The sequence below is a fragment of the Aromatoleum evansii genome, from assembly GCF_012910805.1.
GTDB lineage: Bacteria > Pseudomonadota > Gammaproteobacteria > Burkholderiales > Rhodocyclaceae > Aromatoleum > Aromatoleum evansii.
Genome location: NZ_WTVK01000073.1, coordinates 1 through 21,357 on the forward strand (window position 1 = coordinate 1; position 21,357 = coordinate 21,357).

The 21,357-nt window shown below is 68.1% G+C and carries 19 protein-coding genes; 4 read left to right on the plus strand and 15 right to left on the minus strand.

What is annotated here, in order from left to right:
* Positions 1–28: 28 nt before the first annotated feature.
* On the plus strand, positions 29–1,108 hold the full coding sequence (locus GO615_RS24250) for an AbrB family transcriptional regulator (RefSeq protein ID WP_169132456.1): 1,080 nt from the start codon (positions 29–31) through the stop codon (positions 1,106–1,108).
* A gap of 204 nt (positions 1,109–1,312) precedes the next feature.
* On the opposite strand, the gene GO615_RS24255 is transcribed toward GO615_RS24250, so the two are convergent.
* Entirely contained in the window at positions 1,313–2,365 is a 1,053-nt protein-coding gene (locus tag GO615_RS24255) for a porin (RefSeq protein WP_169132457.1), read from the minus strand.
* Positions 2,366–2,482: 117 nt separating this feature from the next.
* Positions 2,483–3,514, minus strand: coding sequence for a GlxA family transcriptional regulator (locus tag GO615_RS24260; RefSeq protein WP_169132458.1), 1,032 nt, complete (start codon positions 3,512–3,514; stop codon positions 2,483–2,485).
* 98 nt (positions 3,515–3,612) lie between these two features.
* On the opposite strand from GO615_RS24260, the gene GO615_RS29550 reads away from it, so the two are divergent.
* Positions 3,613–3,930, plus strand: a complete 318-nt coding sequence (locus GO615_RS29550) for a DUF2917 domain-containing protein (protein ID WP_169132459.1) — start codon at positions 3,613–3,615, stop codon at positions 3,928–3,930.
* A 481-nt stretch (positions 3,931–4,411) separates the two neighbouring features.
* Here GO615_RS29550 and GO615_RS24270 read toward each other — a convergent pair whose 3' ends face one another.
* From GO615_RS24270 to rpmH, 13 genes are all read right to left on the minus strand, one after another.
* The gene (locus GO615_RS24270; protein ID WP_169132460.1) at positions 4,412–5,878 is read right to left on the minus strand and encodes a TrkH family potassium uptake protein; all 1,467 of its coding nucleotides are present in this window, start codon (positions 5,876–5,878) and stop codon (positions 4,412–4,414) included.
* On the minus strand, positions 5,875–7,281 hold the full coding sequence (gene trkA / locus GO615_RS24275; RefSeq protein WP_169132461.1) for a Trk system potassium transporter TrkA: 1,407 nt from the start codon (positions 7,279–7,281) through the stop codon (positions 5,875–5,877). The genes GO615_RS24270 and trkA overlap by 4 nt, the downstream gene beginning before the upstream one ends.
* A 101-nt stretch (positions 7,282–7,382) precedes the next feature.
* Positions 7,383–8,627: a sigma-54-dependent transcriptional regulator gene (locus tag GO615_RS24280; protein WP_169132462.1), complete on the minus strand. Its 1,245-nt coding sequence runs from the start codon at positions 8,625–8,627 to the stop codon at positions 7,383–7,385.
* 10 nt (positions 8,628–8,637) lie between these two features.
* Positions 8,638–10,752: a sensor histidine kinase gene (locus GO615_RS24285; protein ID WP_169132463.1), complete on the minus strand. Its 2,115-nt coding sequence runs from the start codon at positions 10,750–10,752 to the stop codon at positions 8,638–8,640.
* The gene (locus GO615_RS24290; protein ID WP_169132473.1) at positions 10,749–11,330 is read right to left on the minus strand and encodes a DUF4390 domain-containing protein; all 582 of its coding nucleotides are present in this window, start codon (positions 11,328–11,330) and stop codon (positions 10,749–10,751) included. The genes GO615_RS24285 and GO615_RS24290 overlap by 4 nt, the downstream gene beginning before the upstream one ends.
* On the minus strand, positions 11,305–12,585 hold the full coding sequence (gene rsmB, locus GO615_RS24295; RefSeq protein WP_169132464.1) for a 16S rRNA (cytosine(967)-C(5))-methyltransferase RsmB: 1,281 nt from the start codon (positions 12,583–12,585) through the stop codon (positions 11,305–11,307). Before rsmB ends, GO615_RS24290 begins: the two co-directional genes overlap by 26 nt.
* Positions 12,586–12,662: 77 nt before the next feature.
* Positions 12,663–13,547, minus strand: coding sequence for a polyamine aminopropyltransferase (speE, locus tag GO615_RS24300; RefSeq protein WP_169132465.1), 885 nt, complete (start codon positions 13,545–13,547; stop codon positions 12,663–12,665).
* A gap of 60 nt (positions 13,548–13,607) precedes the next feature.
* Positions 13,608–14,387 (minus strand): sulfite exporter TauE/SafE family protein, encoded by a 780-nt coding sequence (locus tag GO615_RS24305; RefSeq protein ID WP_169132466.1) that lies wholly within the window; start codon positions 14,385–14,387, stop codon positions 13,608–13,610.
* An 85-nt stretch (positions 14,388–14,472) separates the two neighbouring features.
* On the minus strand, positions 14,473–15,828 hold the full coding sequence (gene mnmE / locus GO615_RS24310; RefSeq protein ID WP_169132467.1) for a tRNA uridine-5-carboxymethylaminomethyl(34) synthesis GTPase MnmE: 1,356 nt from the start codon (positions 15,826–15,828) through the stop codon (positions 14,473–14,475).
* A complete protein-coding gene (gene yidC / locus GO615_RS24315) occupies positions 15,800–17,458 on the minus strand; it encodes a membrane protein insertase YidC (RefSeq protein ID WP_169132468.1) in 1,659 nt (552 codons plus the stop codon). The genes mnmE and yidC overlap by 29 nt, the downstream gene beginning before the upstream one ends.
* Before the next feature lie 23 nt (positions 17,459–17,481).
* The gene (gene yidD / locus GO615_RS24320; protein ID WP_211167340.1) at positions 17,482–17,691 is read right to left on the minus strand and encodes a membrane protein insertion efficiency factor YidD; all 210 of its coding nucleotides are present in this window, start codon (positions 17,689–17,691) and stop codon (positions 17,482–17,484) included.
* Positions 17,691–18,113 (minus strand): ribonuclease P protein component, encoded by a 423-nt coding sequence (gene rnpA, locus GO615_RS29395; RefSeq protein WP_339380127.1) that lies wholly within the window; start codon positions 18,111–18,113, stop codon positions 17,691–17,693. Before rnpA ends, yidD begins: the two co-directional genes overlap by 1 nt.
* Positions 18,052–18,186 (minus strand): 50S ribosomal protein L34, encoded by a 135-nt coding sequence (gene rpmH, locus GO615_RS24330; protein ID WP_002926183.1) that lies wholly within the window; start codon positions 18,184–18,186, stop codon positions 18,052–18,054. The genes rnpA and rpmH overlap by 62 nt, the downstream gene beginning before the upstream one ends.
* 300 nt (positions 18,187–18,486) lie before the next feature.
* On the opposite strand from rpmH, the gene dnaA reads away from it, so the two are divergent.
* Positions 18,487–19,929, plus strand: a complete 1,443-nt coding sequence (gene dnaA, locus GO615_RS24335; RefSeq protein WP_169132471.1) for a chromosomal replication initiator protein DnaA — start codon at positions 18,487–18,489, stop codon at positions 19,927–19,929.
* An 83-nt stretch (positions 19,930–20,012) separates the two neighbouring features.
* A complete protein-coding gene (dnaN, locus tag GO615_RS24340) occupies positions 20,013–21,119 on the plus strand; it encodes a DNA polymerase III subunit beta (RefSeq protein WP_169132472.1) in 1,107 nt (368 codons plus the stop codon).
* Positions 21,120–21,357 lie beyond the last annotated feature (238 nt).

The window sequence follows — 21,357 nt, forward strand, 5'->3', positions numbered from 1 at the left end:
ATTTGTATAAGCGACAGCCCCCCCGCCGATGACGACGCCCCGTTCCGACGGCGCGCGGCCCCGTTTTGCCGCGCCGCTCCTGACCCTCGCCCTCGCCACCGCCGCCGGCTTCGCCGCCGCGGTCGTGAAGCTGCCGCTGCCGTGGATGATCGGCCCGCTGTTCGCGGTCGCCGCGCTGCGCCTCGCCGGACTGGAACTCGTCGCCCCGCGCCCTGCGCGCCATGCCGGGCAATGGGTGATCGGCACGACCCTGGGCCTCAGTTTCACGGCGCCGGTGGTGGCGCAGCTCAGCCTCAACGCGCCGCTGATTGCGGCGATCGCATTCAGCGCGGTCCCGGTCGGCATGCTGTGCGCGTTGCTGCTGCGCCGGCTCACCGGCGTCGATGCGGCGACGGCCTTCTTCTGCGCACTGCCCGGCGGTGCCTCCGAGATGGCGACGCTCGCGGAACGGCGCGGCGCGTCGGCCGAGCGCGTCGCCACCGCGCACGCGCTGCGCATGATGCTGGTCGTCGCGGTCGTGCCCTTCGTGATCGTGCAGGCCGGCGCGCACGGCAGCGACCAATGGACACCGGCGGCCGCGAAGGTGGAGTGGATGCATCTGCCGCTGCTTCTCGCCACCTCGCTCGCGGGGGTGGCGGCGCTGCGCCTCGCGCGCTTGCCCAACGCATGGATCCTCGGCGCGCTGGGCGGCGTCGCCGTGGCGAGCGCATTGGCGCTGCCGCTGTCGGCGCTGCCGCGCTGGCTCGTGAACGCCGGCCAGCTCCTGATCGGGGTGTCGCTCGCAACGCGCTTCTCGCCCGAGTTCGTGCGCAGCGCGCCGCGCTTCATCCTCGCCGCGACGGCCAGCACCGGCCTGTGCATGACGACGCTGGCGATCCTCGCCGGCGTGCTGTCCTGGGCGCTGCAGGTGCCGCTCGCGACCGTCGTGCTCGCGGCCGCGCCCGGCGGCGTCACCGAGATGAGCATCACGGCCCAGGTCCTGCACCTGGGCGTCCCGCTCGTCACGGCCGCCCACGTGCTGCGCGTGATCGTGCTGAGCCTCAGCGCCCCGGCGGCGTGTCGTGTGTTCGAACGCTGGGCGACGCGACGGGCAAGCGCGGAACGCTGAAGCCCGGATCCGGCCACGATGGATCTCCCTCCCCTTCAAGGGGGCGAGGACGGGGTTTCGCGAAGCATCGCTTTGCGCCGACCGAGCGGGCTGGCTGTGCAAAGCCCGCCCTCCGGACAGAACGAAAAACCCCCGGCACCACGCACCGCGATACCGGGGGAAAACACGCGCGGGGCACGCGCGAAGAGGAGAGGGTGTGCGCGCTCAGAACTTGTGGCGGATGCCTGCCATCACGACGCGCGGATCGTCGCCCGCGTCCGGCGTGAGGTTGCCGAGCGCGTAGTTCGCGTCATCCTTGTTGCTGAGCTGCGAGTACGCCGCATACAGGGTCGTGCGCTTCGACAGGTCGTGCATGTAGTACGCCGACCAGCCGTGCGCATCCTCGGCGGCGACGTCGTTGCGCTCGTCGCGTTTCGCGTAGCTGAGCGCGATGGTGTCGGTGCCGGTGACGCGGATCTCGGCGCCGATGTCGAAGGTGCGCGCCTTGCCACTGCCGATCGAGCCGCTTTCCTTGTCCTCGGTGTAGGCGAGGTAGGGTTTCACGACGCCGAAGTCGTAGGCGAGGCCGCCGCCGCTGGTGCGCACGCGCCCGCCGGTCGCATCGCGATACACGCTCTGCGTGACAAGCGAGGCCGACAGCGGACCGTTCTTGTACAGCGCCGTGATGCCGTGGCCGTTGCCTTCCTTCATCGCGTCGCCGTTGCCGCTCTTCTCGCCCAGCCAGTAGCCGAGGTCGAACTCCAGGCCGGCGAAGCTCGGCGAACGGTACTTCACCATGTTGTCGAAGCGCGTCTCATAGGCCGGCTTGATGCCGCCCGTCTTGCGCACGAGCAGGCCCGGGCTGCGATCCGCTGCACCGGTCGCGTCGAAGGGGTCGATCGCGACGAAGGCCGGCGAGTACTGGCGGCCCAGGGTCAGCCGGCCCCAGGTGGCGCTCTCCAGGCCGACGAAGGACTGGCGCCCGAACAGGCGGCCGCCCTGCTCGGCGGTGCCGGTCGAGGGATCGAAGCCGCTCTCCAGCGTGAAGATGGCCTTCAGGTCGCCGCCCAGGGATTCGCTGCCCCGGAATCCCAGGCGCGAGCCGTTCAGCTCGCCGTGGTCGACGCCGACGCGCTTCTTGTCGCCCGCCGATTCGCGCGCGAGGTTCAGGTCCAGCAGCCCGTAGATTGTGACATTGGCAGGCGCGGATTGGGCCAGCGCGGCGAACGGCATGGCGACGGCCGCCGCAACGGCCGCGGCGATGATTTTCTTGTGCATTGTGCTCCTCCGGTGAGTCGGATGTTTCCGATCCCGGCCGCTCCAGCGCGGCCCGGGTGGAGGGCATTCAACTCAAAGTCGCTTTCAGTCTGCTTTCTTTCGCCGTCAGCGGGAGGCTCAGCCCTGCGAAATGGAGAACATGCGCCGGTACAGACTGGGCGAGACCTTGGTCGCCCGCTCGAAGATCCGTCGGAACGAGCGCGGGTCGACGTAACCGACGCGCTCGACGATCTCGCCGAAGTCGAGGTCGGTCGATTCGAGCAGGCGCTTCGCGCCTTCCACGCGCAGGTCCTGGATGTACTGCTTCGGCGAGCAGCCCAGCACCTCGCGGAAGCGCCGATTCAACGTGCGCGGCGTGGTGGCCAGCTCGGCGGCCAGCTGCTCCACCGAGAGCGTCTCGCGGACATGCGAACGGATATGGCTCTCCGCACGCAGCACGAGTTCGTCCTGATGCGCGACGCGCGCCTGCAGCGTCATGTAGGGAAACTGCGAGTCGCGCTTGGCATGGATGAGCAGGACCTTGGCGCAGGACAGCGCGAGCGCGGGGCCGCCGAAATGCTCGACGATGCGCAGCGCGAGGTCCAGGCAGGCGGTGAAGGCGCCCGAGGACAGGATGCGACCGTCTTGCGTGACGAGCTCGCCCTCGCGGAAATCGACACGCGGATAGCGGGCGCGAAAGAGCTTGCCGAGCCACCAGCTCGTCGTGGCCTTGCGGCCGTCGAGCAGCCCGGACTCGGCCAGCACGAAGGCGCCGGCGCAGCTCACGGCGACAACGCGGCCGCCCTCGTGCTGGGCGCGCAGCCAGGCGCCGCAGTCCTGCGCCAGCGAGGCGATCTGCTGCATGAAATGGGCGACGTCGCCGGTGAAATGCAGGCCGGGAATGAAGACCAGGTCCGGCGCGGGGACGCTCGCCGGCGAACCGCCGACGGCGATGTCCAGCCCGCCCATCGCGACCGGCGCGCGCCCGTCGGGCGACACGACGCCCCAGCGGAACAACGGTTCGGCACGCGGGTCGCCGCGTGCGCCGTAGAGGTTGGCGATATCCAGGACTTCGATCAGCGACGCGATCGCCGAGCCCTGGCAGCCGTCGTAGGCGAGCAGCGCGACGGTCTTGCAGCCAGTTGTCCGATTCGGCCCGGTAATTGTCATTTCCGCCCCTGTCGTCACGAAGTCCGGGGACGCACACTGCCCTGCATCGAGGCCGCGACGCGGCACCCGGGCCCCATCACCCCTACACGGAGGCGAGCATGCGTACGGAAACCGATTCTAGTCTCGTGACAGTCGCGCGCCGCGAATTTGTCGAACTGCCCGAAGGACGCATCACCCGCCTGCATTGCGTCAGCGGCCTGCTGTGGGTCACGGAGCACGGCCGAAGCGGGGATCTCGTGCTGCGGCCGGGACAGTCGCACACACTCGAGGGTGGCCGCAGCGGGGTGGTCCAGGCTTTGCAGCCGTCCACACTGCGGCTCCACCCGCAGCCGCTGCGCCCGACCCGGAGAAACGCCGTTGAACCCCGGTGCAAGCCGGACATAGGGGATGTTCCCGGAGCGGCGAGGACTGTCTGAGCGTCGGCCCTGTGTTTGTAGAAAGGCATTGGCAGGACGGCGACAGGAAACGGCTACCGTGCGTCCTGCGATCACGAATCCGGAAAAAATGCGGGGCCGGCCGGGACCGGCCCCGAAAGGTGACACGAGGAGTGATGGTTCGCCTCTGCGGCAGGCGGTCTCCCGCCCCGGAGCCCGTCGAGCGGGCCCCTTTTGTCTCCTCCATCCTCCAGCCTGTTGTTCGTCGCGCTGGCGCAAGGCAAGCGTCAGGTCCGTCCCGGAGATCCCCACCCCGCGCGGAGAGGAAGACAGGAGACCGAGCATGCAAGGACAGCGGCTTCTGCCGCCCTATCGCAATGGATGTGCCACACTTGTTAAGTAACTGATTTTCATGTATTATTGAGACTGAAGGGGGTTGCGTGCGGCCACGTGCGCGCACGCCACGCCCCGAGATGGCGCAACACGGCGATCGCGTGCACCAAGACCGTGCGGGGCGCGGGACTCAACGCCGCCAGAACACCGGCGTCATCACCACCAGCAGCGTGAAGATCTCCAGGCGACCAAGGATCATCGTGAAGGCCAGCACCCAGGTCTGGAAGTCCGTCAGCCCCTGGTAGTTCGACGCCGGGCCGAGGGCGCCGAGGCCCGGGCCGGTGTTGTTGAGGCAGGCGACCACCCCCGAGAAGGCGGTGATGATGTCCAGCCCGGTCGCGGTGAGCAGCAGGGTCAGCGACACGATGGTCACCATGTACATGAAGCTGAAGCCCAGCACCGCATGCAGGATGTCGTCCGACACCGGCTGGCGCCGGATGCGCACCGGATGCACCGCCTGCGGGTGCAGCGAGCGCACGATCTCGCGGAACACCTGCTTGTACAGGATCATCGCGCGCATCATCTTGATGCCGCCGCCGGCCGACCCGGAGCAGGCGATGAAGCTGCCGAGGAACAGCACCCAGATCTGCGCGAACATCGGCCACAGCGTGTAGTCGTAGGTCGCCAGGCCGAGCGAGGTGGAGATCGACACGACGTGGAAGGCGACGTAGCGCAGCGTGCTGAGCAGGTCCTCGTGCGCATCGAACTGCATGAGGTAGGCGGTGAGCACGGTAATGCTCAGCGCGAGCGTCGCGAAATAGAAGGGCAGCTCGGGGTCGGCGAGGTAGGGCCTGACGCTGCGGCGCGCGAAGGCGAGGTAGTGGGTCGCGAAGTTGAGGCCCGAGAGCAGCGCGAACACGATCACGATCACGTCCACCGGCACGCTGTTGAAATGCCCGAGCGACGCATCCTTGCTCGAAAACCCCCCCAGCCCGACGACGCTGAAGGTGTGGATGATCGCCTCCCAGCCGTCCAGCCCGGCCAGCCACAGGCTCGCCGCGCAGGCCACGGTGAGCAGCGAATAGGTCAGCCACAGGCCCTTCGCGGTCTCGGCGATCCGCGGCGTCAGGCTCTGCTCCTTCATCGGCGTCGGCACCTCGACCTTCATCAGCTGCCGCCCGCCGATGCCCAGCAGCGGCAGGATCGCCACCACCAGCACGATGACGCCCATGCCGCCGATCCAGTGCATGAAGGTGCGCCACAGGTTGATCGACACCGGCAGGTGCTCCAGTCCCACCAGCACCGTGCCGCCGGTCGCCGTGAGCCCCGACACCGCCTCGAAGTACGCATCGGTCACCGACAGGTCGGGGATGAAGTCGAGCAGCGGCAGCGCGCCGAACACCGGCATCACGATCCAGGTCAGCGCCACCAGCAGGAAACCATCGCGCGTGTGCAGGTCGCGCCTGCGCCCGCGCGTGGGTAGCCACATCAGCAGGCCCGCGGCGAAGGTGATGAGTACCGCGTGGTCGAAGGCGACGGTGGCGCCGTCACCGGTGAACCACGACACCGCGAGCGGAAAGAGCATCAGCCCCGCGAACAGCATCACGATCAGGCCCAGTGCGTTGAGCACCGGGTGGGAATCCGCGCGCCATCTCATAGGAAGCCAAAGCCCACCTGGAACAGCTTCTCCACCTGGCGCACGAGCTTCTTGTGCGTACAGAACACGATCACATGGTCGCCGCTGTCGACCACCGTGTCATGGTGCGGCATCACCACCAGGCGGCGCGCGACCTTGCCGTCGGGCCGCATCTCGTCGCGCACGATCGCGCCGATGGTCGCGCCCTTGGGCAGTGCGATCTCCGCAATCGTGCGGCCGACCACCTTGGATTCCTTGCGCGTGCCGTGCGCGATGATCTCCAGCGCCTCGGCCGCGCCGCGTCGCAGGCTATGCACCGCCACGACGTCGCCCTGGCGCACGTGCTGCAGCAGCGAGCCGATCGAGGTCTGGGCGGGCGAGATGGCGATGTCGATCGGCCCCCCCTGCACCAGATCGACGTAGCTCCTGCGGTTGATCAGCGCCAGCGTGCGGTGCGCCCCCATGCGCTTGGCGAGCGACGCGGACATGATGTTGTCCTCGTCGTCGTTGGTCAGCGCGAGGAACATGTCGGCCTCGTCGATGCCCTCGTTCTCGAGCAGCTTCTCGTCGGTCGAGTCGCCGCGCAGCACCAGCGCCCGATGCAGCTGGCTCGCGAGGACGTCCGCGCGGCGGCGGTCGAGCTCGATGACCTTGACGTTGTGGTCGTCCTCGATGGCACGCGCCAGGCGCAGGCCGATGTTGCCGCCGCCGGCGATGATGATGCGGCGGATTGGCCGGTCCTCGCGCCGGATCTCGCGCATCACCTGGCGGATATGCACCGACGCGGCGAGGCAGAACACCTCGTCGCCGGGCAGGATCATGGTGTCGCCCTCGGGGATGATCGCCTCGCCGTCGCCGCGGTAGATCGCCGCGATGCGCACCTCGACGTTGGGCATGTGATAGCGCAGCGCCTTCAGCGGATGGCCCACCAGCGGCCCGCCCTCGAACGCGCGCACGCAGATCAGGCTCAGCACCCCGCCGGCGAACTCCATGACCTGCAGCGCCTCCGGAAAGGCCACCAGGCGCTTGATGTAGTCGGTGACGACCTGCTCCGGGCAGATCGAGAAATCGACCGCGAAGTTGTCGTCGTCGAGCAGTTCCGGGTGATCGACGAAGTCGCTCGAACGCAGGCGCGCCACCCGCGTCGGCAGGTTGAACAGGGTCTTCGCAACGCGACACGCGCACAGGTTGGTCTGGTCCGACTGCGTCACCGCGATCAGCAGGTCGGCGTCGTCCGCGCCGGCCTCGCGCAGCACCGTGGGCGAGGCCGCATTGCCGATCACCGTGCGCAATTCGAGGCGGTCGCGCAGCACCTCGAGCTGCTCGGCACTGGTGTCGATCAGGGTGATGTCGTTGGCCTCGGAAACGAGGTTTTCCGCCACCGACGCGCCGACCTGGCCCGCCCCCAGGATGATGATCTTCACCGGTGAGTCACCCCGAACATTATGGAAGCCCGATTCTACGCGAGCACCCGGCCCGCACAGCGCGACTGTTGCATGGGCGCGTCAAATGCCCGGCGGCGCGCTCAGCTTTCCTCGCTGCGCCGGCTGCCGTGCAGGCCCAGCTGCTTGAGCTTGCGGTACAGGTGCGTGCGCTCGAGCCCGCTCTTCTCCGCCAGGCGCGTCATGTTGCTGCCCTCGAGGCGCAGGTGGTGCTCGAAGTACAGGCGCTCGAAGGCCTCGCGCGCCTCGCGCAGCGGCTGGTCGAGCGACACCGCGACCGCGCCCTCGGTGGCGGGGATCAGCAGCTTGCGCACGTCGGTCAGCGCGATCTCCTCGTCCAGCGTCCCCAGCGCCAGCGACTTCACCGCCGCACGCAGTTCCGCATAGCCGCCCGGCCAGGGCTGGGCGCGCAGCGCATTCAGCGCCGCAGTCGAGAAGTGGCGGCGCGGCACCTCGCCGGCCTCCACCAGATGCAGCAGGAGTTGCGCGCCGATCTCCGGCAAGTCGTCGCGCACGTCCGCGAGCGACGGCGGCGCCAGGCTCACCTCGAACAGGCGCACAGCCAGGGCCTCCTCCCAGCCTTCGCGCACCAACGACTCCAGCGTATGGTCGGTCGCCACCACCAGATGCAGGTCGTAGCGCTCCAGCCGTTCCAGCGCGAAGGCGAGGTTCTTCTGCTGCGTGCGCGACAGGCGCGCCAGCTCCGGGACGAACAGCACGCCACCCTGGCAGGCCTGCAGCTGGTTCACGTCCAGCGCCGCCGACACGGCGGCCAGATCCAGCCACGGCGACGCCTTCGGCTGCACGCTGCGCGCGGCGAGTTCCGCGATGCTGCCCTGCCCCACGCGCAACAGCAGCACGCGCGAATTGACCACCACCTGCTGCACCAGCCGCGCCAGCTCGCGCAGCGGCGCCGAGCGCGTGAAGGCCGCGAGCGTCAGCGGCGCCGGCGCACCGGGGGCGGCCGGACGCTGCAGGCCGCGCTTCACCGCAGACAGCAGCTTCTGCAGGCCGATCGGCTTCTCCAGGTAGTCGATCGCGCCGATGCGCGTCGCCTCGACCGCGGTGTCGATCGTGCCGTGTCCCGACATCATCACCACCGGCATGTTGAGCTGGCCGTTGGCCGACCACTCCTTCAGCAGCGTAATGCCATCGGTATCGGGCATCCAGATGTCCAGCAGCACCAGGTCCGGGCGCCGCGCATTGCGCACCGCGCGCGCGGCGGCCGCGTTCTCCGCCAGCACCACGTCGTGCCCCTCGTCGCGCAGGATCTCCGACAGGAGTTCGCGGATACCGACTTCGTCGTCAACGATAAGTATGTTTGCCATCTGTCACTAATCACATTTCCGCGGAAGCGAGGCGCAGCCGGATGCGCACCTCGGCGCCGCCGGTTTCGCCGTTCAGCAGGCGAACCTCGCCACCATGTTCGTCGATGATCTTCTTGACCATCGCCAGACCCAGGCCCGTACCGCGGCTCTTGGTCGTGAAATACGGCTCGAATGCGCGCGTCAGCACCGGCGCCGGAAAGCCCGGCCCGTTGTCGCGCAGCTGCAGCGCCACGCGGTCGCCCTCGACACGCGTCGTCAGCGTGACCACGCCGTCTTCCTGCCCGGCCAGCGCATCCTCCGCGTTCTGCAGCAGGTTGTGGATCACCTGCCGCATCTGGCTCGCGTCGCCGGCTACCGGCGGCAGGTTGCGGCCGAGCTCGGCGCGGATCATCACCGGCGAACTCTCGTACAGGTTCAGCACCTCGCCGACCAGCGCATTGAGGTCGAGGCGACCGAGCACCGGACTGGGGAGCTTCGCATAATCCCGGAAATCGTTCACCATGTTTTTCATCGCCTCGACCTGGTTCACGATCGTGCGCGTCCCCCGCTCCAGCACCTCGCGGCCCTCGTCGTCGAGCCGGTCGGCGAGCTTGTACGCGAGCCGCTCGGCCGAGAGCTGGATCGGCGTAAGGGGATTCTTGATCTCGTGCGCGAGCCGGCGCGCCACCTCCGCCCACGCGGCGGTGCGCTGCGCCGCGATCAGGCGCGAAATGTCGTCGAACACCACCACCAGGCCGCCGCCCGAAGCCTGCGGCAGACGCGCGCCGTGGATCAGCAGCGTCTGCGTCGCGCCTTCCTGCGACACCAGCTCGAGCTCCTCGTGCCAGTCGCCGGCGTTGTCGGCGAACCCGCGCACCAGCGCGTCGCGGAAGCCGTGATGCTTGGGCCACTGCGCCAGCGTGAGCTCCTCGTAGCCCTCCAGCTCGTCCTGCAGGATCGCCATCGCGCCGGCGTTGGCCGCGCGCAGCTTGCCGTCGACGGCGAAGGCCAGCACCCCGGTCGACAGGTTCGCCAGCACGCTCTCGAGATAGGCACGCGACGACTCGACCGCGGCCCGGTTGCGCTCGGCGAGATCGCGCGCCTCCACCAGCTGGCGCGTCATGCGGTTGAAGGACTGCGTCAGCACCCCCAGCTCGTCGCGCGCCGGCAGCGCCTGGCGCGGGCTGAAGTCGCCCTGCGCGACCGCCTGCGTGCCCTCGGCGAGGATCAGCAGCGGTGCGGCGAGCCGCCGCGACAGCACGAAGGCCACCGCGACCGCCGCGAGCAGCGCGACCAGCAGGGTCAGCGTCAGGGTCAGCGTGTAGATGCGGTTCAGCCCGGCGCGGCCCAGGGTCAGCTGCTGGTACTCGCGGTAGGCCTCCTGCACCGCCTCCGCGTTGCGCACGAACGTTTCGGGCACCGCCTGCATGAGCTGCAGGTAGTGTGTATCCATGTTGAGCGTGCGCGAGGGGATGGGCACCACGACGCGGATCGTCAGCCCCTCGCCGGCGCGGCTGTCGACGACGTGGAAGCGCTGCGTCTGGCGCGCCTCGCGCAACTGGGCGGAGCTGGGGAGCTCGGGGATGAGCCCGCCGAGGCCGTCCGACACGGTCGCCACCACCTGCCCCGACGGACCGATCACGGTCGCGCTGCCGACGCCCGCCTGTTCGCGCAGGCGATTCAGCAAAGTCGGCGGAATCGGCTCGACCCCCTCGAGATCGAGCGCCATCTCGCGCGCCTTTTCGCTTACCTGGCTCGTCAGGTAGTCGAGCGCATTCTGCCCCAGCGCAATGCCGCCTTCGAGCGCCGAGTCGACGCGCACGTCGAACCACGACTCGATGCTGCGCACGACGAACTGCAGCGACACGGCATACACGACGAAGCCCGGCACCAGCGCCATCAGTGCAAACATCAGCATCAGGCGGTACTTCAGGCGCGAGCCGAACTGACGCGAGCGGTACTCGCGCCACAGGCGGCGCAACTGGAACGCGACCAGCCCCAGCAGCGCGACGACGATCGCACCGTTGATCGCCAGCAGGTAGGGATAGCTCGCCGCGAACAGATCCGTATTCGCGGTGGCGGAGGCGAGCAGGAACAGCGAGATGCCGGCGATTGCGGCGACGACGACGAGGAGCGCGCGCTTCATGGATTGCCGCCTGCCTGGAAGGTCCAGCGCTGCCAGTCGGTGGCGAGGTTCCAGTCGCGGCTGCCGATCGCGGTCACCTGGAAGGGCTTGGGCAGCAGGCTGGTGTCGAGCTGGAAGCGCAGCGCGGCACGATAGATCGTGCCCGCCTTGAGCTCCCCTGCCGGCACGATCAGCCAGTTGCGGATGCGCTGCATGGTGCGCACGGCCGACTCCAGGGTCTCGAAACTCTGGTGGAAACTGCCGACCGACAGCCGGTAGCTGCGCGCGATCGCGTTGTACGTGAGGCGGAAATTCAGCGCGCGCTCGGCGACGACCTCGTCCAGCCAGTACCAACGGTCGCGCTCGACGACGAACTGCGCGCTGAAGTACAGCGACACCCCACGATTGACCGCCTCCACGAGGCGCGGATTGAGCTCGAGGTCGATGTCGGCATTGACCACGTACCCCTCATCGCCCGCCACGATCTCGGCGTGGTCGATGCGCCCCTCGGCCAGGGCCGCTAGCGGCACCAGCAGGCACAGCGCGAGCGCTGCCAGACTGCGCTTGAGGCGCTCAGGCACGCTTGGCGAGCAAGGCATAGTAGAAGCCATCATGATCGGCGCCGGGCAGGAGCTGACACTCCGGCCGGCCGTCGATTTCCAGACGCAGCGCATCCGCATGCCGTGCACAGAAACGCTCGACCTGGCGCGCGTTCTCCTCGACGAACACCGAGCAGGTCACGTACAGCAGCTTGCCTCCCGGCGCGAGGGTGGGCCACAGCGCGTCGAGGATCTCCGCCTGCTGCGCGGCGAAACGCGGGATGTCGTCGGCGCGGCGCAGCCACTTGATGTCCGGATGACGGCGCGCGACGCCCGAGGCCGAGCACGGCACGTCGGCGAGGATGCGGTCGAAGGGACGGCCGTCCCACCATTTCGCGCGCTCGCGGCAATCCGCGGTACGCACCTCGCCCGTGAGGCCGAGGCGCGCGAAGTTGTCGACGATGCGGCGGCTGCGCACCGCATCGAGTTCGAGCGACAGCAGCTCGACCGCCGCGGTCTCGAGGATGTGCGCGGACTTCCCGCCCGGCGCGGCGCAGGCATCCAGCACGCGCTGGCCCGGAGCCAGGTCGAGCCAGCGCGCCGCCCACTGCGCGCCGCCGTCCTGTACCGACACGCGGCCCTCGGCGAAGCCCGGCAGCGCCGCGACGGCGACCGGCTTCGCAAGCACCAGCGCGTCGTTCCCCAGGCGCCGGTGGGCAAACCCGGCCGCGTCCAGCTCGGACGCGTAGGCATCGACACTGCCACGCAGGCGATTGACGCGCAGCCCCATCGGCGGCCGTTCGTTGCCCGCCGCGAGCGCCGCCTCCCAGCCCTGCGGAAACGACGCGCGCAGGCGCTCCACCCACCATGATGGATGGCGGTAATACGCCGACTGGTCGGCGTCCAGCTCCGCATCGAGCTCGGTGGCGTTGCGCTGGCGATTGCGCAGCACGCCATTCACCACCCCCTTCAAGGGGGCCATGATCGCGGCTGCGGCCTCCACTGCCTGATTCACGACGGTGTGCGCCTGCTCCGGCCGCGTCTCGAGACGATGTAGCGCGACCAGCAGCAAGGCGTGGATCGCCTCCGGCAAGGGCTTGTGCAGCAAGTGGCGCAACACCGCATCGCCACGCCCGTAGTCGCGCAGCGTACCCCACGCCAGGTCGCGCACGGCACCGCGCGTCGCATCGGGCCACTCCGCATGCCGCGCCAGCATCGCCTCGAAGGCATCGGTCAGGTTGGCGCCCGCCCGCACCGCCTCCACCAGCTCTGCCGCACGGCTCAGGCTGAACGCCAGGCTGTCGGCCGGCAGCACGAAAGCGGGCCGTTCGGGACTAGGAGTTCGGTTCGATCTGTGATTCTTCAAAACTTGGGACTCGCTCGCGCAAATGCTCAGGCGAGCAGTTCGCGCACAAAATTCGGCTGGGCGAACTGCCCGGCATGGATCTCGCCATTGTAATACCGCAGGCCCCCAATCCCCCTGCAAGCAAGCTCCGCATCGATCGCCGCGGCCGAACACCCCTGCGGATCCACACGGTCGGACGCGCACGCAAGCCCCCACAGCCCCCCGTACAGCGGAACGTGCAGGAAGTACGGCCGCACGATCGCGAAGCAGGCGCGCAGGCGCTGCACCACAGCGCGCACCTGCTCCCCCTGCAGCCACGGCGCGCCCAGATGCAGCGTCACCGCCCCCTGTCCGCCCAGCAGCGCGCGGCAGTCGCCGAAGAAGGGCTCGCGGTACAGGGCTGCCGCCGGCCCCTCGCCCGGCTCGGTGAGATCGAGCACGATCAGGTCGAAGCGCTCGCCCGCCGCGACCGCGCGACGCACGTAGTCGAGGCCGTCGCCGATGTGCAGTTCCGTGCGCGGATCGTCGAGCGCTCCCTGATGGATCACGCCCAAGTGGCGGCGCGCCAACTCGACGACCTTCTCATCGAGCTCCACCACCACCACGCGCTCGATCCCGCGATGCCTGAGCAGCTCGCGCGCCGAACCGCCATCGCCACCTCCGACCACCAACGCGCGACGTGGCGCCGGGTGACTGAACGCCGGCACGTGCACCAGATTCTCGTGATACACGAACTCGTCACGCTCGGCGCTCATCAGGCTGCCATCGAGGCGGAACAGCTTGCCGAAGGTCGGGGTGTCCCACACCTCGTAGCGCTGGTAGCGCGACCGACCCGCTTCCAGCAAGCGCGCCCCACGACAGTAGAAGCCGAAGTGCGGGTCGAGCTCCTCGACCAGCGCGTCCGGGCCTTCCTCGTCCGTCTGTCCGTTCATCCGCCCCCCGCTCATCACCTCATCCTCGCACGCCTGTTTCACGTGGAACAATCGCCGCGCTCACGCCAGTCGCACGACGAGGTCGTACGCCATCTTCCCGATCAGCACGCACAGCACGCCCAGAAACATCCTGCGCACGAAGCCCGCCCCGTGCCGGATCGCGAGCCGCGACCCGAGCAGCGCACCGCACAGGTTGCACAGCGCCATCACCCCCGCGACCTTCCACAGCAGCTCGACCGAACTGGCGAAGAACGCGATCGCGGCGACGTTGGTCGCGACGTTCAGGATCTTCGCGCTCACCGAAGCACGCAGGAAGTCCATCCCGAGGAATCGGACAAACAGGAAGATCAGAAAGCTCCCCGTGCCGGGTCCGAAAAAGCCGTCATAGAAACCGATCACCGCGCCGATCGCCAGCGCCAGCATCACGGGCCTGCGCCCGTCCGCGAGCCGGTCGCCGCCGGTGCCGAAGTCCTTGCGACGGAAGGTGTAGATCGCCACCACGATCAGCAGCCCGAGCACCAACGGGCGCAGCAGCTCCGGCGACAGGTAGGCGACCGTCTTCGCGCCGAACCATGAACCGATGAAGGCCGCGACTGCTCCCGGCAGCGTCACCCCCCAAGGGATCGCGACCCGTCGTCCATACTGTATCGCCGCGCTCGTGGTGCCGACCACGCTGGACAGCTTGTTCGTGCCAAACAGCGTCGCCGGACTCGCACCGGGGAAGGCCGAGAACAAGGCCGGGATCTGGATCAGCCCCCCGCCGCCGACGACCGCGTCGACCACCCCGGCGAAGAAAGCCGCCGCCCCGAGGGCGATGAAAAGCCATTCAGCATCGAGCATCGCGTTCGTGTTTCACGTGGAACATCGGCACTGGCCGCACGACCGCCTCGGCCATGCAAGCTGCATTATTGCGGAGCACTGCGCCTCACTTGCCGATGCAGAAGCGCGAGAAGATCACCCCGAGCAGATCGTCCGCCGTGAACTCGCCGGTGATCTCGCCGATGCGCTCCTGCGCCTGGCGCAACTCCTCGGCGAAAAGCTCCAGCGCCGCGCTCTGCAGCTGAGCCGCTTCGACATGGCCCAGCGCGGCGCGCAGCGCCGCCAAGTGGCGTTCGCGCGCCAGCACCACATCCTCGCCGTGCGCGTGCCAGCCGGCCACGCGCAGCAGCTCCGCACGCAGCAGATCGACGCCCTCGCCGCGCTGCGCCGACAGGTACACCGCCACCCGGCCCTCGGCCTCGCGGCGCTCCGGCGCCATCCCGCACAGGTCGATCTTGTTATGCACGGTGATGCGCTCCACGCCGGCCGGCAGCGCCGCGTCGATCGCCTCGTCCGGCTCGCCCTCGCCGCTGCGCGCATCGACCATGCGCAGGATCACGTCCGCGCGCCCGATCTCGCGCCAGGTGCGCTCCACCCCGATCTTCTCCACCGGATCCTCGGTTTCCCGCAGACCTGCCGTGTCGATGACATGGATGGGGATGCCCTCGATCGCGATCGTCTCGCGCAGCGCGTCGCGCGTCGTGCCGGCGATCTCGGTCACGATCGCGCGCTCCTCGCCGGCGAGGCAGTTGAGCAGGCTGGACTTGCCGACGTTGGGCCGACCCACCAGCACGACGTTCATGCCGGTGCGCAGCAGCGCCCCCTGGCGCGCGCGGTCCAGCACATCGACCAGCTGGCTGCGGATGCCTACGAGGCGCTCCAGCGCGCGCGCCTTCTCGAGGAACTCGACCTCCTCCTCGGGAAAATCCAGCGTCGCCTCGACCAACATGCGCAGGTCGATCAGCGCATCGGTGATGCGGTGCATCTCGTCGGAGAACGCCCCCGACAGCGAGCGCAGCGCAGAGCGCGCCGCGGCGACCGTCGAGGCCTCGATGAGGTCCGCAACCGCTTCCGCCTGAGTGAGGTCCATCTTGCCGTTGAGGAAGGCGCGACGCGAGAACTCGCCCGGCTCCGCGAGGCGCGCGCCGAGCTCGACGCAGCGCGCGAGGAGCATCTGCATCACCACCGGTCCGCCGTGCCCCTGCAGTTCGAGCACGTCCTCGCCGGTGAACGAGTTCGGCGCCGGAAAGTACAGCAGCAGCCCCTCGTCGATCGCGCGCCCTTCGCCGTCCAGAAAACGCGCGAACCCCGCAGTGCGGGGTTCGGGGGTCTTGCCGGTAAGCGCCCGCGCCATCGGCACGAGCGCTGCACCCGACACGCGGATCACGCCGATCCCGCCGCGACCGGGTGCGGTCGCGACGGCGGCGATGGTATCAGGCAGGCTTTGCGCCGGACTTTCCACCTTCGATCATCCTCGTAATCTGCCACTGCTGGGCAATCGACAGCGTGTTGTTCACGACCCAGTACAGCACCAGGCCGGACGGGAACCACAGGAACATGAAGGTGAACACGATGGGCATCGCCAGCATCACCTTGGCCTGGATCGGATCCGGCGGCGTCGGGTTGAGCTTGGTCTGGATCAGCATCGTCGCGCCCATGATGATCGGCAGGATGTAGAACGGATCCTTCGCCGACAGATCCTGGATCCAGCCCAGCCACGGTGCGTAACGCATCTCGACGCTGCCCAGCAGCACCCAGTACAGCGCGATGAAGACCGGGATCTGCACGAGGATCGGCAGGCAGCCGCCCAGCGGGTTGATCTTCTCCCGCTTGTACATCTCCATCATCTCCTGCTGCAGCTTGACCTTGTCGTTGCCGTACAGCTCCTTCAGGCGCTGCATGCGCGGCCCGAGCACGCGCATCTTGGCCATCGACTTGTAGCTCGCCGCCGACAGCGGGAAGAAGGCCGCCTTGATCAGCACGGTGACCAGGATGATCGCCCAGCCCCAGTTGCCGGTGAGCTTGTGGAACCACGACAGCACCCAGAACAGCGGCGCCGCGATCACCGTCAGCCAGCCGTAGTCGACCACCAGGTCCAGGCCCTTGGCGATGCCTTCGAGCTTGTCCTGCTCCTGCGGACCGGCATACAGGCGCGTCGACACCGCGCCCTTCTCGCCCGGCGCAACCGCGGCGACCGGCAGGATCAGGCCCGACGAGTACAGGCCGTCGCCGACCTTGCGCGCGAAGAACTCGCGCTCGACCCCTTCCTGCGGCAACCATGCGCTGACGAAGTAGTGCTGCACCAGCGCCACCCAGCCGTCGTTCGCCTTCTTCACGAACTTGGCCTTGCCGTTGTCGATCTCCTCGAACTGCACCTTCTGGAACTTCTCGGCCTCGCTGTAGAACGCCGGGCCGGTGAACACGCTGACGCCGAAGCCCTCGACCGATTCCGCCGGCTTGCCGTCGCGCGTCATCTGGAAATACGCGTGCGCGTTGAGCGGGGCGCCGCCGCCGTTGGTAATCTCGTAGGAGACATCGACGAGGTAGCTGCCGCGGTGGAAGGTCATCAGCTTGGCGACCTTCACGCCGTTCTGCTCGGGCGCCTCGAGGCGCAGGGTCAGGCTGTCCTGGCCATCCTTGAGCACCTGCTCGCCGGCCGGCAGCGCGAACACCGTCTTGTGGCTCGGCAGGTCGTTGCCGATCAGGCCCGATTGCGCGGCATACAGGTGCTCGGCGCCGTCGTCGAACAGCACGAAGTTGCGCGACGCGTCGGTCTTGGACTTGTGCTGGGCGAGCTCGAGGCGGACGATGCTGCCGCCTTCCGCGGACACTTCGGCCGTCATCACGTCGGTGCGCACCGTCACGCGCGGGGCGTTCGACGCGGCAGCCTTCGCTTCCGGCAGCGCCGGCACGCCGGCCATGCTCGCGCTCGGGGTCGGCACCGCACCGGGAACGGACGAACCCGGCGCCTGCTGCTCGGCCACCGCCGCGGTCGGCGCGGGGGCGGGACGATTATGCTTCTGCCAGCCGTCCCACAGCATGATCACGGCGAAGGAGAAGATGAGGAAGAGTATCAGTCGACGCTGGTCCATCGGATTCTTATGTTCTGGAAGAGTCAGGGAACGGGATCATACCCGCCCGGATGGAATGGGTGGCAACGGCCCACCCGCTTGAACGCCAGCCACCCGCCCTTCAGGGCGCCATGGCGCTGGACGGCCTCGGCCGCGTAGTCGGAACAACTCGGATGAAAACGGCAGTTGCGCCCCAGCATCGGGCTGATCGCGTACTTGTACACGCGCAGCAGGCCAAGGAGCAGCGACTTCATCATGGCCGCAGGCGCGCGAAGAGCAGCGCGATGTCTTCGTTGATCATCGCGCGCGTCGCATCCCTGACCGGCGCGTGCAGGCGCACGATCAGGTCGTGATGGGGGAGTACCGCACGGATCTTGCGAAACTGTTCGCGCACGATGCGTTTCACCAGGTTGCGCACATTGGCGCGTTTCGCCAGCTTCTTCGCCACCACGACGCCGAGGCGCGCCGTGCCGAGTTCGTTGGGACGATAATGAACGACGAAGAAGCGTCCCTTGATCGCCCGCCGAAAAGCAAAAACGGATGAATACTCATCCGTTTTGCGTAATCTGTAGGCGCTGAGGAATCTCTGATCAACGCCCGACGGGCTGCTCACCTCAGACGGCGAGGCGATGACGGCCCTTGGCGCGACGAGCGCGGATGACGGCGCGACCGCCACGGGTCTTCATGCGGACCAGGAAACCATGGGTGCGCTTGCGACGGACGACGGAAGGCTGATAGGTGCGTTTCATTTCGGTTGGCCAGTGAAAGGGTCAAACCGCGGATTTAATTGGATAATACCCTGTTTGTCAAGCACAATTTTTAACCCGGGCTGTGGATAACTCTGGCCTGCGGGGGTAGAATCGAGCGTTTCCTTTCCCGCCCGCCCCCCGCGCACCGCCGATAACGGTCCGTCGCGCGCCGCCGGCAGCCGGGATGCCCCCGCAACACACTCGCGCCACCGTTGCGCCTTGTCGCTGCCATCCGTCGCAGCGGCCGGCCGGAACGAGGCGTTATTGGAAATCGTGTCACAAGCCCTAGCCTTCGAGTCCGTGAGTCAAGATTTCTGGTCCTTCTGCCTGTCGCGCCTTGAAAGCGAACTGCCGCCGCAGCAGTTCAACACCTGGATCAAGACGCTGCAAGCCGAGACCGGGACGAGCGACGAACCATCACTGCGCCTGTTCGCCCCCAACCGCTTCGTCATGCAGTGGGTGCGCGAACGCTATCTCAAGCGCATCGCCGAACTGGGCGAGGAGTTCCACGGCGGCCCGCTGCTGCTCGAACTCGTGATGTCCGAAGCCGGCAGCACGCGCACGGCCGCGCGCACCGCCGTTCCGGTCGCCACAAGCGTGCCGGTGGCAACGGAAGGCGCAGCCCCGGCGGCAAACGCCACGCCCGCGCCGATCGCCGCTCCCGCCATCATCACGCGCCCCGAACCGGAAATCGCGTCGAGCGCGGCCGATCTCGCCTACGAGAAGACGCGCCTCAACCCGGACTTCACCTTCGACAACCTGGTCACCGGCCGCGCCAACGACCTCGCCCGCGCCGCCGCGATGCAGGTCGCGCAGAACCCCGGCACCTCCTACAACCCGCTGTTCGTGTATGGCGGCGTCGGCCTCGGCAAGACCCACCTCGTGCACGCCATCGGCAACGCCGTCTACCAGCGCAATCCGCGCGCGGTGATCCGCTACGTGCACGTCGAGGACTACTACGCCGACGTCGTGCGCGCCTACCAGCAGAAAAGCTTCGACGCCTTCAAGCGCTATTACCGCTCGCTCGACCTGCTGCTGATCGACGATATCCAGTTCTTCAACAACAAGAACCGCACGCAGGAAGAGTTCTTCCACGCCTTCAACGCGCTCACCGAGGCCAGGAAGCAGATCGTCATCACCTGCGACACCTACCCGAAGGACATCCAGGGCCTGGAAGACCGCCTGATCTCGCGCTTCGACTGGGGCCTCACGGTGCAGATCGAGCCGCCCGAGCTCGAGATGCGCGTCGCGATCCTGCAGAAGAAGGCCGAGGCGCTGCGCGTCGACCTGCACGACGATGTCGCCTTCCTCATCGCCAAGAACCTGCGCTCCAACGTGCGCGAGCTCGAAGGCGCGCTCAACAAGGTCGTCGCCTTCGCGCGCTTCCACGGCCGCGGCATCTCGCTGGAAGTCGCCAAGGATGCGCTGAAGGACCTGCTCAACGCGCACAACCGCCAGCTCACCATCGAGCACATCCAGAAGACGGTCGCCGACTACTACAAGATCAAGGTCGCCGACATGCACTCGAAGAAGCGCACGCGCGTGATCGCGCGCCCGCGCCAGGTCGCGATGTGGCTCGCCAAGGACCTCACGCCGATGTCGCTGCCGGCGATCGGCGAGGCCTTCGGCGGACGCGACCACACCACCGTGCTGCACGCCTGCCGCACCATCGCGGACCTGCGCCTCGCCGACCAGCAGCTCAACCACGACGTGCACGTGCTGACGCAGGTGCTGCGCGGATGAGCGCTCCCCGCACGCACCTTCCCCGCAGCACCGCTTCCCTGCCCGGACAAACGGAATAACCTCAAACGGAAGATCCTGACGCCATGCTTCTGCTCACCACCACCCGCGATGCGCTCCTCGCCCCGCTGCAGTCGGTCGCCGGCATCGTCGAAAAGCGCCACACCCTGCCGATCCTGTCGAACGTGCTGATCGAGAAGCACGGCGACCAGCTGACGCTGCTCGCCACCGACATCGAGATCCAGATCCGCACGACCACGGGCGGGCACATCGGCGGCGAGGACGCCAACATCACCGTCGCGGCGAAGAAGCTGCAGGACATCCTGCGCGCGCTGCCCAACGAGGGCGAGGTGGTGCTCACGCTCGACGACAAGCGCCTCACCGTCAAAGCCGGCCGCAGCCGCTTCGCGCTGCAGACCCTGCCCGCCGCCGACTACCCGCGCATGAACCTGCCCGACGGCGACGCCACGCGCTTCAGCATCAGCCAGAAGAGCTTCAAGCGCCAGCTCGCGCAGGTCGCCTACTCGATGGCGCAGCAGGACATCCGCTACTACCTCAACGGCCTGCTGCTGATCGCCGACGGCAAGGAACTGCGCATGGTCGCCACCGACGGCCACCGCCTCGCCTTCGCTTCCAGCCCGCTCGAGGCCGAAGTGCCGCGTACCGAGGTGATCCTGCCGCGCAAGACGGTCATGGAACTCGCGCGCCAACTCGCCGACAGCGAGGATCCGCTCGAAATCGTCCTCGCCGGCAACCAGGTCGTGTTCCGCTTCGGCCCGATCGAGCTCGTGTCCAAGCTCATCGATGGCAAGTTCCCCGACTACGAGCGCGTGATCCCGCAGAACCACCAGAAGCTGATCACCTTCGAGCGCGTGCCGCTGCTCGCCACCCTGTCGCGCGTCGCCATCCTCACCAACGACAAGTTCCGCGGCGTGCGCCTCGTGCTCGGCGACGGCACGCTGAAGATCGCCTCGACCAACGCCGAACAGGAAGAAGCACAGGAAGAGCTCGAAGTCGATTACCACGGCGACCCGCTCGACATCGGCTTCAACGTCACCTACCTGCTCGACGTGCTCACCAACATCCACGACGACCAGGTCGAGTGGCGCTTCAACGACGGCAACTCCAGCGCGCTGGTGACCCTGCCGGGCAACGATCGCTTCAAGTACGTAGTCATGCCGATGCGCATCTAACCCCTCCCTGTACGAGCGGCTTCAGCCGCGGTCGGAGCCGATGTCCCTGTGGGAGCGGCTTCAGCCGCGAATGGGCCGCCCCGGGAGCGACAGCGCCGATTCGCGGCTGAAGCCGCTCCCACACAGACGCTCCCACACCGCAATTCCCACCGATAGCGTGACCCCGTTTCCGCACCGTGGCCAAGCCTTTGAGATGAGCATGTCCGATCCGCAAAACCTGCCTCAGCCCGCCCCCGTC

Coding starts and splice junctions, on each gene's coding strand:
- GO615_RS24250 (WP_169132456.1), top strand. CDS start 29: ATGACGACGCCCCGTTCCGACGGCGCGCGGCCCCGTTTTGCCGCGCCG.
- GO615_RS24255 (WP_169132457.1), bottom strand. CDS start 2,365: ATGCACAAGAAAATCATCGCCGCGGCCGTTGCGGCGGCCGTCGCCATG.
- GO615_RS24260 (WP_169132458.1), bottom strand. CDS start 3,514: ATGACAATTACCGGGCCGAATCGGACAACTGGCTGCAAGACCGTCGCG.
- GO615_RS29550 (WP_169132459.1), top strand. CDS start 3,613: ATGCGTACGGAAACCGATTCTAGTCTCGTGACAGTCGCGCGCCGCGAA.
- GO615_RS24270 (WP_169132460.1), bottom strand. CDS start 5,878: ATGAGATGGCGCGCGGATTCCCACCCGGTGCTCAACGCACTGGGCCTG.
- GO615_RS24280 (WP_169132462.1), bottom strand. CDS start 8,627: ATGGCAAACATACTTATCGTTGACGACGAAGTCGGTATCCGCGAACTC.
- GO615_RS24285 (WP_169132463.1), bottom strand. CDS start 10,752: ATGAAGCGCGCGCTCCTCGTCGTCGTCGCCGCAATCGCCGGCATCTCG.
- GO615_RS24290 (WP_169132473.1), bottom strand. CDS start 11,330: ATGCCTTGCTCGCCAAGCGTGCCTGAGCGCCTCAAGCGCAGTCTGGCA.
- speE (WP_169132465.1), bottom strand. CDS start 13,547: ATGAACGGACAGACGGACGAGGAAGGCCCGGACGCGCTGGTCGAGGAG.
- GO615_RS24305 (WP_169132466.1), bottom strand. CDS start 14,387: ATGCTCGATGCTGAATGGCTTTTCATCGCCCTCGGGGCGGCGGCTTTC.
- yidC (WP_169132468.1), bottom strand. CDS start 17,458: ATGGACCAGCGTCGACTGATACTCTTCCTCATCTTCTCCTTCGCCGTG.
- yidD (WP_211167340.1), bottom strand. CDS start 17,691: ATGAAGTCGCTGCTCCTTGGCCTGCTGCGCGTGTACAAGTACGCGATC.
- rpmH (WP_002926183.1), bottom strand. CDS start 18,186: ATGAAACGCACCTATCAGCCTTCCGTCGTCCGTCGCAAGCGCACCCAT.
- dnaN (WP_169132472.1), top strand. CDS start 20,013: ATGCTTCTGCTCACCACCACCCGCGATGCGCTCCTCGCCCCGCTGCAG.